Source organism: Flavobacteriaceae bacterium, assembly GCA_003443635.1.
GTDB lineage: Bacteria > Bacteroidota > Bacteroidia > Flavobacteriales > Flavobacteriaceae > AU392.
The window spans coordinates 3,161,087-3,176,350 of the sequence record CP031964.1; the positions used below are offsets into that span (position 1 = coordinate 3,161,087).

A 15,264-nucleotide genomic window follows, 5' to 3' on the forward strand; every position below is an offset into this window, starting at 1 on the left:
TGAAGTCTTATTAATTATAAATGGGATTTTTTAATTTTTACTAAACATTAACGCATTAGTATTTACTATTGTACCCTTTTTATATTTATAAAAAATACACTAAAAAATATAACATGAAGCATCACTATATAGAATACTAAAAAAGCTAAAATTTTAATTTTAAAAGGGGTTTAGTTTATCTATATTTGCAGCACTAAAAAAACAATACAAAGTATGTCAATTTCAGATTTATTTGATAGTGCGTTTAAGAAACGTAATGAAGATCATTTTGCAGCAATAGTTAGGTTAGCAATGGACGATTGTATAATCACTGATGAAGAGAAAGCATTTTTAGATCGTTTGGCTAGAAATTTAGATATTAGCGATGCGCATTATAAAGGTATTTTAAAAGATTATAAATCACACCCAATTAATCCTCCGACATCTTATAACCGTCGCCTAGAACGTTTATATGATTTAGCAAGAATGGTATATGCTGACCATATTAAAGATGAGCATCAAGTTGTATTATTAAGAAAAATTGCTGTTGGTTTAGGGTTTACTCCAGAAAACGTAAGGTATGTAGTTGATAAAGCGTTGACTTTGGTTAATGAAAATATTGACTTAGATGATTTTATTGTTGAAATAAAAAATATGAATAGATAAGATTAATCAATTCTTATTTAGAATATAAAAAAGGCTAACCATTATTTTTGGTTAGCCTTTTTTATTTAAACTTAAATATAACTTTTATTGTTTTGCATTACGCATAAACTCTTCTGCTTTTTCTACCATATTTTTGCTTCCACAAATAAATGGCACGCGCTGATGTAGTTCTGTTGGCTCAACATCTAAAGTTCGTACAAAACCATCACTTGCTTTTCCATTAGCTTGCTCTGCTAAAAATGCCATTGGATTGCATTCATATAACAGACGTAGTTTTCCATTAGAATTTTTAGAGCTTCTAGGATATAAATAAATACCTCCTTTAATCATATTTCTATGAAAATCAGATACTAAGGATCCTATGTAACGAGACGTATATGGGCGATCTCCTTCTTCTTTTTGGCAATACTTTATATAATCTTTTACACCTTGAGGGAAATGAATATAATTTCCTTCGTTTACAGAATATATATTCCCATTTTCAGGAAATTGCATATTTGGGTGGGACAGATAAAATGTACCTATAGCTGGATTTAATGTAAATCCGTTTACACCATCTCCTGTTGTATAAACTAACATTGTAGAAGTTCCATAAACCACATAACCTGCGGCCACTTGCTCACTACCTTTTTGCAAAAAATCGTCTATGGTAACTGGTGTTCCTAATGGTGTTACACGCCTGTAGACAGAAAAAATAGTTCCTACAGATACATTAACATCTATATTAGACGAGCCATCTAAAGGGTCCATTAAAACCACATATTTATTTTGATTATTATCGTCCTGACTATTAATACTTATAAAATCATCTTCTTCTTCACTTGCAATACCACAAACAATGTTTCTGTTAGTTAAAGTTTGGATAAATTTATCATTAGCATAAACATCTAATTTTTGCTGATCTTCACCTTGTATATTCGTATCTCCTGCTGCTCCAATAATATCTACTAATCCAGCTTTATTCACCTCATAATTCACCACTTTTGCAGCTAATCTGATAGAATTTATTAATCGAGATAATTCTCCTGAAGTATATTTAAAAGAAGATTGATGCTCTATAATAAATTCTCCTAAAGTTTGGTTTTTTTGAGACATTTTTATTGGATTCTTTATTTACAGCAAATATCGTATTTTTTAACAAACAATATCATTTTCGCTTACTTGTTTTTATCTATTTAAACATATTTCATAAATGATAAACTAAGCAATCTAATGAACTTTAAACTATATTTGAATTCATTTTAATAATTTATGGAAATAACAATTAGAGAGGCTAATAAAAGTGACATGCCTCAAGTATTACAATTAATTCAGCAATTAGCAGATTTTGAAAAAGAACCGCAAGCTGTTGAAGTTACTATTGAAGATCTAGAAAAAGATGGTTATGGAACACATCCTGCTTTTAAGTGTTTTGTTGCTGAAACAAAAAACAAGGTTGAAGGAATAGCTTTAGTATACACACGTTATTCAACATGGAAAGGTACTGTTTTACATCTTGAAGATTTAATTGTAAATGAAGCAATGCGAGGTTCTGGCATAGGCACTTTATTATTAGATAAAGTCGTAGTATATGGTGCAGAATTAGGCGTAAAACGCATAAGTTGGGAAGTATTAGATTGGAATGAGAATGCTATTAATTTTTACACTCAAAAAGGAGCTAATGTCATGCGTGATTGGGATGTAGTGCAATTAAACGAAGAAGGTATAAAACATTATATATCTAATATTAACTAATGCAAATATTTAAATTTGGAGGTGCTTCTGTAAAAGATGCTAAAGGTGTAAAAAACATAGCAACAGTATTACAAGCTGTTGGTTATGAAAATACTTTTATTGTAGTTTCTGCAATGGGAAAAACTACAAATGCTATTGAAAAAGTAATCGATAATTATATTAACAACCGTAAAGAATTACAAAGTTCTATTCAAGATATTAAAAAATACCACAATGCTATTTTATTAGATTTATTTGAAAATGAACAACATCATATTTTTAATTCTATTTCTAATTTATTTAAAGAATTCACTCATTTCTTTACTACCAACAAATCTCCTGATTATAATTTTATATACGATCAAGTAATTGGTTACGGGGAGCTTATTTCCACCACAATCGTAAGCGTATATCTTGAAGAAGTTAATATTAAAAATAATTGGTTGGATGTACGTCAATTTATAAAAACAGATAATTTTTATAGGAGTGCTAAAGTAAATTGGGAGGTTACTCAAAACTTTATTTCAAAACATATAAATCGTAGTCAGTTAAATATTACTCAAGGGTTTTTAGCAAGTGATGCTAATAATTTTACTACAACATTAGGGAGAGAAGGAAGTGATTATACTGCTGCTATTTTTGCATATTGCTTAAATGCAGAAAATGTAACTATCTGGAAAGATGTTCCTGGTATATTAAATGCAGATCCAAGACATTTTGAAAACACACAATTATTACATCAAATTTCATATAGAGAAGCCATTGAGCTTGCTTTTTATGGTGCTTCTGTAATACATCCAAAAACCTTACAACCATTACAACGTAAAGAAATTCCTTTACTCGTAAAATCATTTTTAAATCCAAACAATGTAGGTACTCGTGTTAGTAAAGGAGTAGATTTAGAGCCTAAAATACCGTGCTTTATTGTAAAGAAAAATCAAGTATTAATTTCATTATCTTCTTTAGATTTCTCTTTTATTGTAGAAGAAAATATTAGTGAAATTTTTAATTTATTACATCAATATAAAATGAAAGTAGATATGATTCAAAATTCTGCAATTAGTTTTTCAGTTTGTATTGATAATAATTACAATAATTTAGAAAAATTGCTTCAGACTCTTAAAGCCAAATTTAAAGTAACACATTACGATAATGTGTCTTTATATACGGTTCGTCATTATAATGAAAAATCTATTCATTTTCTAGAAGAAAATAAAACTATTTTATTAAAACAATTGTATCAAGAAACGATGCAAATTGTAGTTAAATAAGCCAATACTATTGTATTTTGTTTTTAAGTATATTTGTAAATCATCAATAAAAACGTAAATGGGTTTAGTAACAGCTAAAGAAGTTTCAAAGGCTATAAATGCTAATAAATATGGTTTTTTAGGTACGTGTTTTGGATGGTTTTTAATGAAACTTCTTAAAATATCTACACTCAATAAAATATACAATCGAAATAAGCATTTAAAAAAACTTGAATTTTTAAATGCTATTTTAGAAGAGTTCCAAATAAAATTTGAAATCCCTGAAGAAGATTTAAAACGGTTACCTAAAGATGGTTCTTATATTACAATTTCTAATCATCCTTTAGGAGGCATTGATGGCATTTTACTTCTAAAATTAATGCTAGAGCAGCGTTCAGATTTTAAAATTATTGGTAATTTTTTATTGCATCGCATAAAGCCTTTAAAACCTTATGTTATGCCAGTAAATCCTTTTGAGGATAGAAAAGATGTTAAGTCTAGCCTTACTGGTTTTAAGCAATCTTTACTGCATTTAAAAGAGGGGTGCCCTTTAGGAATTTTCCCTGCAGGAGAGGTTTCTACCTATAGAGATGGAAAATTGGTTGTGGATAGGCCTTGGGCTGAAGCTGCAATGAAATTAGTACAAAAAGCCGAAGTCCCTGTTGTACCTATTTATTTCCACGCAAAAAATAGCAAATTCTTTTATACACTTTCTAAAATTAGCGACACGTTTAGGACTGCTAAACTGCCTTCTGAACTTCTAACTCAAAAACGCCGTGTCATAAAAGTTCGTATTGGACGTCCTATCACTGTTAAAGCCCAAAAAGAGCAAGAAAATTTAGCCGATTTCACAGATTTTTTAAGACGAAAAACATACATGCTATCCAATGCTTATGAAGAAAAATCTAAACGATTAGAAAATATTTCGTCCACATTAAAAACACCTCTTATTCCCAAAATCCCTAAAAAAATTGTAACTCCTATTGATTTTGAGGTTATGATTAAAGAAATTGAGGACTTAAAAGAAGGGGATTACAGGCTTTTAAAAAGTAAAAATTACGAAGTGTATTTAGCTCCTGCTATTAAATTACCTAATATTCTTCAAGAAATTGGTCGTTTACGTGAAATTACTTTTAGAGAAGTAGGAGAAGGTACTAATGAAGCTATTGACCTTGATAAGTTTGACACTTATTACCATCATATGTTTTTATGGGATGATGATAAGAAAATAATTGCTGGAGCTTATCGTATGGGGTTAGGCACTAAGATTTTTGAAAAATTTGGAATTAATGGTTTTTATCTACAAGATCTATTTAGGTTTGAGCCTGAACTTCATAAAATGATGAGCCAATCCATTGAGCTTGGTCGTGCATTTATTATTAAGGAATATCAACAAAAACCAATGCCGCTATTTTTATTATGGAAAGGAATTGTGCATACCACTTTAAGATTTCCAGAGCATAAATATTTAATAGGAGGAGTGAGCATTAGCAATAAGTTTTCAAATTTCTCAAAATCTTTGATGATTGAATTTATGAAATCACATTATTATGACCCCTATTTAGCACAGTACATTCACCCTAAAAAAGAGTTTAAAGTAAAATTAAAAGATGCTGATAAAGACTTTGTATTTGATGCTACCGAAGCTGATCTTAACAAATTTGATCGCATTATAGATGAAATCGAACCAGGTAGCTTAAGGCTACCCGTATTACTTAAAAAATACATTAAGCAAAATTGTAAACTTATAGGTTTTAATGTAGATCCTTTATTTAATAATGCAGTAGATGGTTTAATGTATATTAAAATTTCTGACTTACCAGATAGTACTGTACGCCCTGTTATGGAGGAGTTTCAAGCAGAATTAGAACGTAAATTCATGGCTGGTGATGTGGAATAAAAATATTTTCATAATATCTTTTTTCATTATAGTGGGATTACATACTTATTCTCAAACCATTACTGGAATAATATTAGATAAAAAAACAAATACACCTATAGAAAGGGTTTCAGTGTATTTTGACAATACTACTATTGGTACTACAACTAACTCAAAAGGCGAATTTCAGATCGATAATGAACATAATATTAAATCGCCACTAATTATCTCTTTTATTGGCTATAAAAAAGTTATACTAAATACTATTAATTATAATGAGAGCTATACCATTCTATTAGAAGAAGAAGCGTTTTCATTAGGAGAAGTTATAATTACTAATGATGATTGGCCCAGAGCGTTGAAGCTAGAAGAATTCCGAAAGCATTTTTTAGGAACATCTAAGAATGCAAAATCTTGTACTATTTTAAATGAAGATGATTTAATCTTAAGATATGACAAACAATCAAAACAACTAACAGCCGCTTCTAAACAACCTTTATTAATTAAAAATAAAAATTTACAATATTTAATCACATACGATTTACAAGAGTTTTTTATTGAATACTCATATGTTAGAGGTGAAGAAGAGCGCGTTTACAGATACACTTTCTCTTCAGGAACTAGTTTTTTTAAAAAAACTGAATCTAAAGATAATTCTAAAATTAAAAGAAGGAGAGCTAATGCATTTAAAGGTTCAACACTTCACTTTATGAGGGCTTTAGTTCAACAAAAATTAAAAGACAGAAAATATCAATTATTCGATGGAAGTTTCCAAACACAACCTGAAAAATTTATAACTATTACTCCTATTGATAGCTTAAATGTTTATTTATTAAATGTAATTCCTGATCCAGAAATCATTGCTCATAGAAAAAACAATCCTACAATTTCTTTTAACAATACCGTTCCTCCAAAATCTTTAAATGTACTATATAAACGAAATAGACAATCTATATTTAAACCTAATCAGTTTGAATTTATTGTAGATAAAAACGGAAATCATTTTCCGCCAGATGCAGTAATTTTTAGTGGTGATTTAGGCGAACAACGCTTGGGAGATACATTTCCTTTAGATTATACTTTAGAAGAAGATTAAGAGTTCAAATACTGTCCTACAAACTCTTCAACATAAGTTTTAATTTCATTTCTTGCTTTAAAAAAAGCAGCTTGTTTTTCACTCTTACTACCTACTACTTTTGAAGGATCAAAAAAGTTATGATGTAATCGTACTGCGTTTTGACTTGGAATAAACGGACAGTTTTCATTCGCGTGATCACAAACTGTAAGAATATAATCAAAATTAATATTTGCATATTCATCTACATGATTAGAAGTGTGATTGGAGATATCTATCCCATCTTCTTTCATTATAGCAACTGCATCTTGGTTTAATCCGTGAGTTTCGATACCAGCACTATAAATATTTGCTTTATTTTTTGTAAGTGTATAAAAATAACCGTGTGCCATTTGGCTTCTACAGGAGTTCCCTGTACACAATACAAGTATGTTTTTCATATTTATTTTTCGCAAAAGCGAAAATATTTTTTATTAATATCTAATTCGTTTAATTCTCTATTCTATTTATCTAATAAAAAAATCCTAACTTATATAAACAGATTCCGCACTTTGCTTTAAATGACAGCCAATTCAAAAGTTTCAATTTACACCAATCAGTTTACTTCTTCTTTCAAACAAAAGATTATCTTTCCAAACTCCATCCAAACTCCCTATACGTTCTCGCTTACCTATATAACGAAAACCTGTTTTTTTATGAAGTTCTATACTACCCAAGTTTTCAGGAAAAATACCAGATTGCAAAGTCCAAAACCCTGCAAGTTCACTTTTAGATATCAAAGCATTCATTAATAAACTACCCACACCTTCTCCTCTACTGTTTTGAGAAACATATACACTTACTTCTCCAACCCCTCCATATACACACCTACTCGATACTGGTGAGAGTGCTGCCCATCCTAAAATAGCATTTTTTTTTATAGCTACTATTCTGCAGTGATCTAAATGAGCATTATTCCAAGCATCATATTCGGGTACTTTTTTTTCAAAGGTAGCCATACCTGTCGCTATTCCTTCTTTATAGATTTTAGATACTTCTTGCCAATCTTCTGGTTGCATATCCCGAATTGATATTGATTCCATTATATTGGATTTATTATTAAAAGATTTTTTGATGTAAATTAACAACAGCCACTTCCAGGAGCACAACTATTTTCATTAGTAGAAGCAATTAACTCTACTTCTTCTGGAACACCACAAATACCTTTTGCTTTACAATCTGTTTTTTCAACTGCTAATTTAAAAATCAAATTATTATTTCTGATTTCGAAATCATTAACAAAAAGTTGTGCAGTATGAAATGTAGCATTCCCATATTCAAACTTAACTTCAGCATCCAAAACATAAGGTTTAATACGTCCAACTTTTTTAAGGATTCCTAGTGCTTTAAAGGTAGACATGTACTCTGTTTTTCCTAATTCACTTGGGCTTTCCCAAAGCTGTATTATGGTTTCTTTCCAATTATCTGATTGTGCACCACAATCTACCGAGTCTATTACAATATGTTTTACTTCTGTAATATGATAATTAGCTCCTAACAGAAGATTTGGTGCATACTCAAACAACAAAGACTTATCTTGATGCTCTGATAATAACGATAATAATTGTTCTGTTTTCATTTGTATTATTTGTGTTTTATTAATCTAATTATAGTTAACAACAATTAGATTTTGTTTTATTAAAAAATAAATTAAATAACTCTTGAAATTCCTGAAAGCGCTCAATATTTAAGCAATAACAAATACTCTTTCCTTTAAAATCTCCTTTTAATAACCCTGCATCATTAATTACTTTTAAGTGTTGTGAAATTGTTGGTTGTGATAAACCAATTTCATCTACAATATCATTACAAATACAACTTTCTTGTTTACTGATATATTGCAAAATAGCTACACGAGCAGGGTGTGAAAACACTTTTGCTATTATAGCTAAATCATTAATTTCAGCGTTGTAAATATCTAACTTAGAAGCTCCCATTTAAAATTTGTAATTGTTATATTGCAATATTACGATAATAAATTTGAATAAAAAAGCCAAAACAGCTATCTTGACCTTTTTAATGTATCTATATAATTTGAGGTAAATCTATTATTCTAAAACCAAGGTTTTTTTCCTTTCTGATAAATTTTAAAAAACTCGTTATTAGTTTTGGTTAAATAAATAATTCCTTCTATGAGTGTAAACGCCCAAACTAATAATCCCAAAAAGCCAAAACTAAAAATATTAATACCAATAGTAATTGCTAATAAAATCACACCTTCTTTATAGTAGCCTAGCACAAATTTATGTACTCCTAAACCTCCCAATAAAATCGCTGTGATTCCTGCTAGCACTTTTTTATTTTCTCCAGAAATCTTCTCATATGCATCTTTAGCTTCATCTGTAAACTCCGAAGCTTTTTCTTTTGCATCCCCTGCAAATTCTGAAGCTTTTTCTTTTGCGCTACCTATAGCTTCTTTTGCTTCTTCTGCAAACTCTCCAGCTTTTTTACTTACACGTTCGGCAGCTTTTTTTAATTCTTCTTTTGTATCGCCTAACATTTCATTTAGGTCATCTTGTAAACTTTTCTCGTCAGACATAATTTTGTTTTTTGGTTAAACTTAAATTTAATTAAATACTTATTATTTGCCAAATAATCTTTGTATGAAGCTTTTTGTTTTATTTGAAGTTTCCATTATTGTTTCTTTAGCTTCTTCTGCTAATTCTCTTGCTTTTTCTTTAGTGTTAACAGCAACTTCTTTTATTTCGGTTTTTAAAGTATTTGCTTTATCGATTATAGTATCTTCTATACTACGATCTACTTTATCATTATTTATGTTTAATTCTTCGTTAAAATTATTTTCTTCTGGCATTTTAATTTTATTCCCTCTACAGGAAAGCACTATCTATAGGTTCCCATAATTCTATTTTATTCCCTTCAGGATCAAGTATCCATCCAAATTTACCATAGTCATATTCTTCAACTTCTCCTACGATAGTAACTCCTTCTTCTTTTAAAACTTCAAGTAATTTATGCAAATTTTCAACTCTAAAATTCATCATAAAATGCTTATCACTTGGTTTAAAATATTGAGTATCTTCTTTAAATGGCGACCATTGTGTAGAACAATCTTTTCCTTCTTTATCTTTCCACCAAAACGTACATCCGTAAGCATCAACTGGTAACCCTAAGTGTTTACCATACCATTCTTTAATTTTATCCGGGTTTTTAGTCTTAAAAAACATTCCTCCAAGACCAGTTACTCTATTCTTCATATTATATGTATATTATTTTAATATTTTGTTACAGTATTATCTTTTCTGCATATTATCTTCATAATAAGTAATCCACTCTTCAGCTGTTATTTTTGAAGCTAATTCGCCTATTAATTCATAAGGAATATCTTCAATCTTTTTTAAACGAATACAGCTTTTACCCATGTCTAATTTATATTTACAATGTTTAGAGTACTCTGTCACAAACCAATCGTATAATTCTTTGTTTGCATAAACACCCATGTGATATACTCCAATAAAGTTTTTTTGTGAAGCAATATTCATAAATGGTAGTGGAAGCTTAGGGTCACAATGATATCCATTAGGATATACTGAATGCGGAACGTAATAACCTATCATATTATAATTCATACCTTCTTCAAAACCTTTTGGTAAGTTGTCGAGTATAATTTTTCGTAATTTATTCATTGCTGGTTTTCTATCTTCAGGGATCTGATTTAAATAATCTTCCGGAGATGTTGCGTTATATTTCATATGTTTATGTTATTTACGTTGTAAGATTAATGCTGATATTAAAGATATAATAAATCCTATAACTATAACATTTGCAAACATTAATAGTGCTAAAGCCATTGGTCCTCCATAATTTTGCATTTGCTGAGTTAGCTCGATTTTTTGTTTTTGAAATTCTTCAACAGATAAGGTTGCTTCCATTTCTTTTAAAGAGTGTGCTAAATACTCTTCTTGAAAATTAGGGTTAATTTGGGTCGTGTATATATAATCAATGATCATAAACCCTAAAGCTGCAAATAAAGAAATAAATAATCCAATGGCTATAGCTTTACCAATCGCTACCCTACCATTGTTTTCTTTATCCCTATAATGTTTAATTCCAAAATAAACAAACACTAAAGAAATAACCATTGATGAATACCCTATAATCGCTTGGGTATTAAAATCTAAATTTTTACCTAAAAGAAAACCCGATAAAAATAAAACTGAAGCAATAATAAACGCATACAGTCCAAACTTAGTAATTGTACTTTTCATATTTTATTAATTTAAAAGTTAATACTTCAAAAGTAGTTTGAGGCTCACTTTTTTAAATCATACTAAAGTACCAAAGACATCCAACTTAAGTCTTAAAGATAAGTATTTCTTAAATAATTTGTAGTGATTTTGCAATTTGAATCGCTTGTGTACGTCGCTTAGCATCTAATTTTAATAGTAAATTTGAAACATGTGACTTTATAGTACTTTCAGATAAAAATAGTTTTTCGCCTATTTCTTTATTTGATAATCCTAGAGCAATTTCCTTTAAAACTTCATATTCACGTTTAGTAATCTCTAATGCTTCAATTTTTTTATAATCAATTTCACTTGAAGGTTTCAACTCTTTATGCAGGCTTTTTTTGTTGATATATACTCCTATAAAAAAGAAAACTAGTGCAATAACTGCTATTGCGATTTCTATTTTCAGGTTCCCCGAATCAATTGAATATCGGCTTAATTGAAATAAAATTGCAACTCCTAATACTAAGCCACCAAAAACAAAAATTGTTTTTTTCATTTTGAAAAGTTAATAAAATTTTGCTTTAATTTTATCAACAATAGTTTTTGCCAATTTTTCTTTGCTTTCTATTGTCCATCCTGCAACATGTGGCGTTAATAATACATTTTTAGCATTAATTAAATATTGAAATGCTTCTGGCAGTTTTTCAGAAAATAAGCTTTCAAAAGAAGATTTTTCAAATTCTAATACATCTAAGCCAGCTCCTAGTATTTTTTCTTGTCTTAAAGCATCAACTAAATCTGTAGTGACCACACTTTTTCCTCTTGCTGTATTAAGCAACCAAAATGGTTTTTTAAACTCGCTTATAAACCTTGAGTTTATCATTTTAAGCGTTAATGGTGTTTGCGGGATATGTAAACTTACTATGTCTACTTTTTCTTGAAACTCTTTTAATAATACTTGTTTTGCATTAATATCACCAACATTTGGTTTAATATCATAGCACAATACCTCTACATCAAAGCCTCTTAGTTTTTTAGCAAAAGCTTTACCCATATTACCATAACCAATGAGTCCTACAATTTTACCATCAAGCTCGATACCACGATTATTTTCTCTAAACCATTTTCCTTCTCGCACCTCAATATCTGCCTTATTTAATTTATTAAATAAAGATAATAACATTCCTAGAGTATGTTCTCCTACAGCATTGCGATTACCTTCTGGCGCTGAGATTAGATAAATTCCTTTTTTGTTTGCATAAGCTATGTCAATATTTTCTAATCCTGCGCCTACACGTCCAATAAATTTTAAGTTTGTTCCCTTATCTAAAAAAGTTTTATCAATTGTAAATCGGCTACGAATAATAAGGCCGTCATATTGATAAATTTTTTCTTCTATCTCAGATTTAGAAGATGTATAATCTTCATCATTAATACACCCTAAATCTTGTAATTGATTTATAAGTAATGAGTGATTACTATCTAAATGAAGAATTTTCATAGTATTGCTCAAAAAAACTAATGCTTATATATTTTGTGAGATACTGAAACAAGTTCAGTACACATTATATTTTTGGATATTCGGATACCGTTTTATCTGCTTGTACATCTCCAGTGTGAGCCGTAGATAATTTTTCGAAAAGTAAAATATGCACCTCTTCTCCATCTTTGGTCATAGGGTTATGCTCAACTCCTTTAGGCACTACAATAAGTTCTCCTTCTCTCACAATCTCAGTACGATCTCTAAACTGCATATATAAAGTTCCTTTAGTAACTTGAAATAATTCATCTTCATTTTCATGACTATGCCATACAAATTCGCCATTTATTTTAGCTAAAATTACTTGCATATCATCCACAATTGCAATCTGATGTGGATGCCAATTTTTAGTGAATAATGAGTGTTTATCTTTTATGTTAATTGGTTTCATTTTTATATAATTTTCTAAAATTGTAAAATCAGTTTTGCAATATAAAAAAACAGGAAAATTCCAAAGATATCATTACTAGTTGTAATAAATGGACCAGTAGCAATTGCAGGATCAATTCCTCTTTTGTCTAAAATTATTGGGACAAAGGTACCAATAAGTGCTGCTATAATAATAACTGAAAGCATAGATATGGCAATTGTACTACTAAATTGAAGCGTATACCCCATTATTTCTCCAAAAACTATTACAAGTCCTCCCAATGCTATACCATTAATCAAGCTCAAACCTACTTCTTTTATAAGCCTGTTTAATAAGCTTCCTTTTACGACATCATTAGCAAGACCTTGTACAATAATAGCACTAGATTGTACCCCTACATTTCCTGCCATAGCTGCAATAAGTGGTGTAAAAAAGAAAAGTTTTTTAACTTGAGAATCTCCCATTAAATCTTCAAAATCCTGTAAAATAAAAACACTTGCTAACCCTCCAAAGAGTCCTAAAACTAACCAAGGTAAACGAGCTCGTGTAAGTTGCCAAATACTATCATCTGCTTCTACTTCTTGAGTAATACCTGCTGCTAACTGATAATCTTTTTCTGCTTCTTCTTTAATAACATCTACAATATCATCAATAGTAATTCTACCCAAGAGTTTTTTATCATCATCTATAACAGGAATAGCTTCCAGATCATATTTCTGCATCACTTTAGCAACATCTTCTACATCATCATTAACATGAACATAATCTACTTTTGGGATGTATACTTCTTTAATATTAGCTCTTGTTTTTGCAACTAATAAATCTTTTAAAGATAATCGTCCTAAAAGTTTATTTTCATCATCTACAACATAAATAGAATGAACTCTGGTAACTTCGGCAGCCTGATCTCTCATTTCTTTTACACAACGTGTCACTGTCCAGTTTTCATTTACCTGCACCAACTCTTTTGCCATAAGCCCTCCAGCCGAATCTTCATCATATTTTAAGAGTTCTTGTATATCTGCCTTATGCTCTTCATCTTCAATCTCTGCTATAACCTCTTCTTGTCGTTCTTCTGGAAGTTCGGCAATAATGTCTGCAGCATCATCGGTATCTAACTCTTCTATTTCTTCAGCAATTTCCTTTATAGAAAGGTTTTGGAGTATTCTTTCACGATCATCATCATCCAACTCCATTAAAACATCAGATGTTTTTTCGCTATCTAAAAGTTTTATAATGTATGTAGCCTGATCTTGATTAAGTTCATCTAAAATTTCGGCAATATCTGCATGATGAAATTCATTTAATAGCTTGAGTGTATCTTCATCGCTTCTCGTATCTATTAAATGTTCTACTTTTTCAATAAGTTCATCACTTATTTGAAACTTAGTATTTTCGTTGGCTTCTTTCACAATAAGCTATTGCTAATTTATATCCACCTGAATTAAGGTTGTGAGTTTTATAAACTCAGAAACACTTAATTGTTCTGGACGCTTGCCAAAGATAACATCTTCTCTTAAATTATCACTTAAATTGAATGTTTTTAAACTATTACGAAGTGTTTTTCTGCGCTGTTGAAATGCTGTTTTTACAACTCTAAAAAATAGTTTCTCATCACAAGGTAACTCAGCATTCTCTTTTCTAGTTAATCGCAATACTCCTGAATCTACTTTTGGAGGCGGGTTAAATACACTTGGAAGCACAGTAAATAAATACTCTGCATCATAAAATGCTTGTACTAAAACCGAAAGGATACCATAGGTTTTATTACCTTCTTTTTCACAAATACGTTGTGCTACTTCTTTTTGAAACATTCCGGAAAACTCTGGAATTTGGTTTCGCATTTCCAAGGTTTTAAACACTATTTGTGACGATATATTATATGGGTAATTACCTATAATTGCAAATGACTCATCTTTAAAGATTTCATTTAAATCATACTTTAAAACATCTTTCTCTATAATCCTATCTGATAAGTTTAAATAATTTGCTTTTAAATATTCTACAGATTCTGTATCGATTTCAATCACATACGTTTTGGTTTTCTTTTCGAGCAAGTATTTAGTTAATACTCCCATTCCTGGTCCTATTTCCAGAACATTTTTATACCCTTCGAAACTTAAGGTATCAGCAATTCTTCTAGCGACATCTTCGTCATTTAAAAAATGTTGCCCTAAGTGTTTTTTTGCTTTTACTTGATGATTGTTTGACACAAATAGAAGGAATTTATTTAGTTAAAATCTACTGAATATTCATCTATGATTTCTAACTCAGTTCTAAAACTCAATAACTTATCTGCAAATCGAGATAATCCATCTTGCCTTAACTTTTCGGCATCATTTTGATAATAATTATCTAATGCTTCCCGGGATTTTGCTCTGTATTGTACTGAATAAGTAACACCTCCTAGCTCCTCTTTAACAAGAACCCTCGTAAGCTTAGCTCCTGTAAAATTCCCGGTAGCTAATACTTCTGGGATGTGATTTTTAATCCATGTTAACCACTCTTGATGAATGCTTTCATCAATGTTTGAAGTCACATTATATATGAACATTATTTTTTA

General features: G+C 29.8%; 21 protein-coding genes. 5 read left to right on the top strand and 16 right to left on the bottom strand.

Annotated features, from left to right (window positions below; all coding sequences use genetic code 11):
• The first annotated feature begins 213 nt into the window (after positions 1-213).
• Complete coding sequence (locus D1817_14500; GenBank protein ID AXT21035.1) at positions 214-645, top strand: TerB family tellurite resistance protein; 432 nt, start codon at positions 214-216, stop codon at positions 643-645.
• 84 nt (positions 646-729) lie between these two features.
• Here the strand turns inward: D1817_14500 and D1817_14505 are convergent, their stop codons facing one another.
• Complete coding sequence (locus tag D1817_14505; protein AXT21036.1) at positions 730-1,740, bottom strand: class 1 fructose-bisphosphatase; 1,011 nt, start codon at positions 1,738-1,740, stop codon at positions 730-732.
• A 156-nt stretch (positions 1,741-1,896) separates the two neighbouring features.
• Here D1817_14505 and D1817_14510 point away from each other — a divergent pair, with 156 nt between their 5' ends.
• Genes D1817_14510 through D1817_14525 form a run of 4 tightly spaced genes read left to right on the top strand, consistent with a single transcriptional unit; the run spans position 1,897 to position 6,583 of the window.
• The gene (locus tag D1817_14510) at positions 1,897-2,379 is read left to right on the top strand and encodes a GNAT family N-acetyltransferase (GenBank protein ID AXT21037.1); all 483 of its coding nucleotides are present in this window, start codon (positions 1,897-1,899) and stop codon (positions 2,377-2,379) included.
• Positions 2,379-3,629 carry an aspartate kinase gene (locus D1817_14515; GenBank protein AXT21038.1) on the top strand — a complete coding sequence of 417 codons (1,251 nt, stop codon included), beginning with the start codon at positions 2,379-2,381 and terminating at the stop codon, positions 3,627-3,629. The genes D1817_14510 and D1817_14515 overlap by 1 nt, the downstream gene beginning before the upstream one ends.
• A 58-nt stretch (positions 3,630-3,687) precedes the next feature.
• Positions 3,688-5,508, top strand: a complete 1,821-nt coding sequence (locus D1817_14520; GenBank protein ID AXT21039.1) for a GNAT family N-acetyltransferase — start codon at positions 3,688-3,690, stop codon at positions 5,506-5,508.
• Positions 5,498-6,583: a carboxypeptidase-like regulatory domain-containing protein gene (locus D1817_14525; protein ID AXT21040.1), complete on the top strand. Its 1,086-nt coding sequence runs from the start codon at positions 5,498-5,500 to the stop codon at positions 6,581-6,583. The genes D1817_14520 and D1817_14525 overlap by 11 nt, the downstream gene beginning before the upstream one ends.
• Here the strand turns inward: D1817_14525 and D1817_14530 are convergent.
• The 15 genes from D1817_14530 to D1817_14600 all read right to left on the bottom strand — a co-directional run bounded on the left by D1817_14530 (position 6,580) and on the right by D1817_14600 (position 15,255).
• Positions 6,580-7,002 (bottom strand): arsenate reductase ArsC, encoded by a 423-nt coding sequence (locus D1817_14530; GenBank protein ID AXT21041.1) that lies wholly within the window; start codon positions 7,000-7,002, stop codon positions 6,580-6,582. The two genes, D1817_14525 and D1817_14530, sit on opposite strands and share 4 nt — an antisense overlap.
• Positions 7,003-7,143: 141 nt before the next feature.
• Positions 7,144-7,644: an N-acetyltransferase family protein gene (locus tag D1817_14535; GenBank protein AXT21042.1), complete on the bottom strand. Its 501-nt coding sequence runs from the start codon at positions 7,642-7,644 to the stop codon at positions 7,144-7,146.
• Between the two features lie 38 nt (positions 7,645-7,682).
• A complete protein-coding gene (locus tag D1817_14540; GenBank protein ID AXT21043.1) occupies positions 7,683-8,180 on the bottom strand; it encodes a hypothetical protein in 498 nt (165 codons plus the stop codon).
• 34 nt (positions 8,181-8,214) lie between these two features.
• Entirely contained in the window at positions 8,215-8,538 is a 324-nt protein-coding gene (locus D1817_14545; GenBank protein AXT21044.1) for an ArsR family transcriptional regulator, read from the bottom strand.
• 116 nt (positions 8,539-8,654) lie between these two features.
• Positions 8,655-9,140 carry an NINE protein gene (locus D1817_14550; protein ID AXT21045.1) on the bottom strand — a complete coding sequence of 162 codons (486 nt, stop codon included), beginning with the start codon at positions 9,138-9,140 and terminating at the stop codon, positions 8,655-8,657.
• Between the two features lie 42 nt (positions 9,141-9,182).
• Positions 9,183-9,413, bottom strand: coding sequence for a hypothetical protein (locus D1817_14555; protein ID AXT21046.1), 231 nt, complete (start codon positions 9,411-9,413; stop codon positions 9,183-9,185).
• Between the two features lie 16 nt (positions 9,414-9,429).
• Positions 9,430-9,816: a VOC family protein gene (locus tag D1817_14560; protein ID AXT21047.1), complete on the bottom strand. Its 387-nt coding sequence runs from the start codon at positions 9,814-9,816 to the stop codon at positions 9,430-9,432.
• A 36-nt stretch (positions 9,817-9,852) separates the two neighbouring features.
• Positions 9,853-10,311: a DUF1801 domain-containing protein gene (locus tag D1817_14565; protein AXT21048.1), complete on the bottom strand. Its 459-nt coding sequence runs from the start codon at positions 10,309-10,311 to the stop codon at positions 9,853-9,855.
• A gap of 9 nt (positions 10,312-10,320) precedes the next feature.
• Positions 10,321-10,827 (bottom strand): DUF4199 domain-containing protein, encoded by a 507-nt coding sequence (locus D1817_14570; protein AXT21049.1) that lies wholly within the window; start codon positions 10,825-10,827, stop codon positions 10,321-10,323.
• Positions 10,828-10,936: 109 nt separating this feature from the next.
• Positions 10,937-11,347: a DNA-binding response regulator gene (locus D1817_14575; GenBank protein AXT21050.1), complete on the bottom strand. Its 411-nt coding sequence runs from the start codon at positions 11,345-11,347 to the stop codon at positions 10,937-10,939.
• A 9-nt stretch (positions 11,348-11,356) separates the two neighbouring features.
• A complete protein-coding gene (locus tag D1817_14580) occupies positions 11,357-12,292 on the bottom strand; it encodes a hydroxyacid dehydrogenase (protein ID AXT21051.1) in 936 nt (311 codons plus the stop codon).
• A 64-nt stretch (positions 12,293-12,356) separates the two neighbouring features.
• The gene (locus D1817_14585) at positions 12,357-12,722 is read right to left on the bottom strand and encodes a cupin domain-containing protein (protein AXT21052.1); all 366 of its coding nucleotides are present in this window, start codon (positions 12,720-12,722) and stop codon (positions 12,357-12,359) included.
• Between the two features lie 14 nt (positions 12,723-12,736).
• A complete protein-coding gene (mgtE, locus tag D1817_14590) occupies positions 12,737-14,113 on the bottom strand; it encodes a magnesium transporter (protein AXT21053.1) in 1,377 nt (458 codons plus the stop codon).
• 12 nt (positions 14,114-14,125) lie between these two features.
• A complete protein-coding gene (gene rsmA / locus D1817_14595) occupies positions 14,126-14,914 on the bottom strand; it encodes a 16S rRNA (adenine(1518)-N(6)/adenine(1519)-N(6))-dimethyltransferase RsmA (GenBank protein ID AXT21054.1) in 789 nt (262 codons plus the stop codon).
• 17 nt (positions 14,915-14,931) lie between these two features.
• A complete protein-coding gene (locus D1817_14600; GenBank protein ID AXT21055.1) occupies positions 14,932-15,255 on the bottom strand; it encodes a DUF4286 family protein in 324 nt (107 codons plus the stop codon).
• Positions 15,256-15,264 lie beyond the last annotated feature (9 nt).

What these genes read in the sequence shown, in the direction of transcription:
- D1817_14500 (AXT21035.1), top strand. Translation starts at nt 214, where the DNA reads ATGTCAATTTCAGATTTATTTGATAGTGCGTTTAAGAAACGTAATGAA.
- D1817_14505 (AXT21036.1), bottom strand. Translation starts at nt 1,740, where the DNA reads ATGTCTCAAAAAAACCAAACTTTAGGAGAATTTATTATAGAGCATCAA.
- D1817_14510 (AXT21037.1), top strand. Translation starts at nt 1,897, where the DNA reads ATGGAAATAACAATTAGAGAGGCTAATAAAAGTGACATGCCTCAAGTA.
- D1817_14515 (AXT21038.1), top strand. Translation starts at nt 2,379, where the DNA reads ATGCAAATATTTAAATTTGGAGGTGCTTCTGTAAAAGATGCTAAAGGT.
- D1817_14520 (AXT21039.1), top strand. Translation starts at nt 3,688, where the DNA reads ATGGGTTTAGTAACAGCTAAAGAAGTTTCAAAGGCTATAAATGCTAAT.
- D1817_14525 (AXT21040.1), top strand. Translation starts at nt 5,498, where the DNA reads ATGTGGAATAAAAATATTTTCATAATATCTTTTTTCATTATAGTGGGA.
- D1817_14530 (AXT21041.1), bottom strand. Translation starts at nt 7,002, where the DNA reads ATGAAAAACATACTTGTATTGTGTACAGGGAACTCCTGTAGAAGCCAA.
- D1817_14535 (AXT21042.1), bottom strand. Translation starts at nt 7,644, where the DNA reads ATGGAATCAATATCAATTCGGGATATGCAACCAGAAGATTGGCAAGAA.
- D1817_14540 (AXT21043.1), bottom strand. Translation starts at nt 8,180, where the DNA reads ATGAAAACAGAACAATTATTATCGTTATTATCAGAGCATCAAGATAAG.
- D1817_14545 (AXT21044.1), bottom strand. Translation starts at nt 8,538, where the DNA reads ATGGGAGCTTCTAAGTTAGATATTTACAACGCTGAAATTAATGATTTA.
- D1817_14550 (AXT21045.1), bottom strand. Translation starts at nt 9,140, where the DNA reads ATGTCTGACGAGAAAAGTTTACAAGATGACCTAAATGAAATGTTAGGC.
- D1817_14555 (AXT21046.1), bottom strand. Translation starts at nt 9,413, where the DNA reads ATGCCAGAAGAAAATAATTTTAACGAAGAATTAAACATAAATAATGAT.
- D1817_14560 (AXT21047.1), bottom strand. Translation starts at nt 9,816, where the DNA reads ATGAAGAATAGAGTAACTGGTCTTGGAGGAATGTTTTTTAAGACTAAA.
- D1817_14565 (AXT21048.1), bottom strand. Translation starts at nt 10,311, where the DNA reads ATGAAATATAACGCAACATCTCCGGAAGATTATTTAAATCAGATCCCT.
- D1817_14570 (AXT21049.1), bottom strand. Translation starts at nt 10,827, where the DNA reads ATGAAAAGTACAATTACTAAGTTTGGACTGTATGCGTTTATTATTGCT.
- D1817_14575 (AXT21050.1), bottom strand. Translation starts at nt 11,347, where the DNA reads ATGAAAAAAACAATTTTTGTTTTTGGTGGCTTAGTATTAGGAGTTGCA.
- D1817_14580 (AXT21051.1), bottom strand. Translation starts at nt 12,292, where the DNA reads ATGAAAATTCTTCATTTAGATAGTAATCACTCATTACTTATAAATCAA.
- D1817_14585 (AXT21052.1), bottom strand. Translation starts at nt 12,722, where the DNA reads ATGAAACCAATTAACATAAAAGATAAACACTCATTATTCACTAAAAAT.
- D1817_14600 (AXT21055.1), bottom strand. Translation starts at nt 15,255, where the DNA reads ATGTTCATATATAATGTGACTTCAAACATTGATGAAAGCATTCATCAA.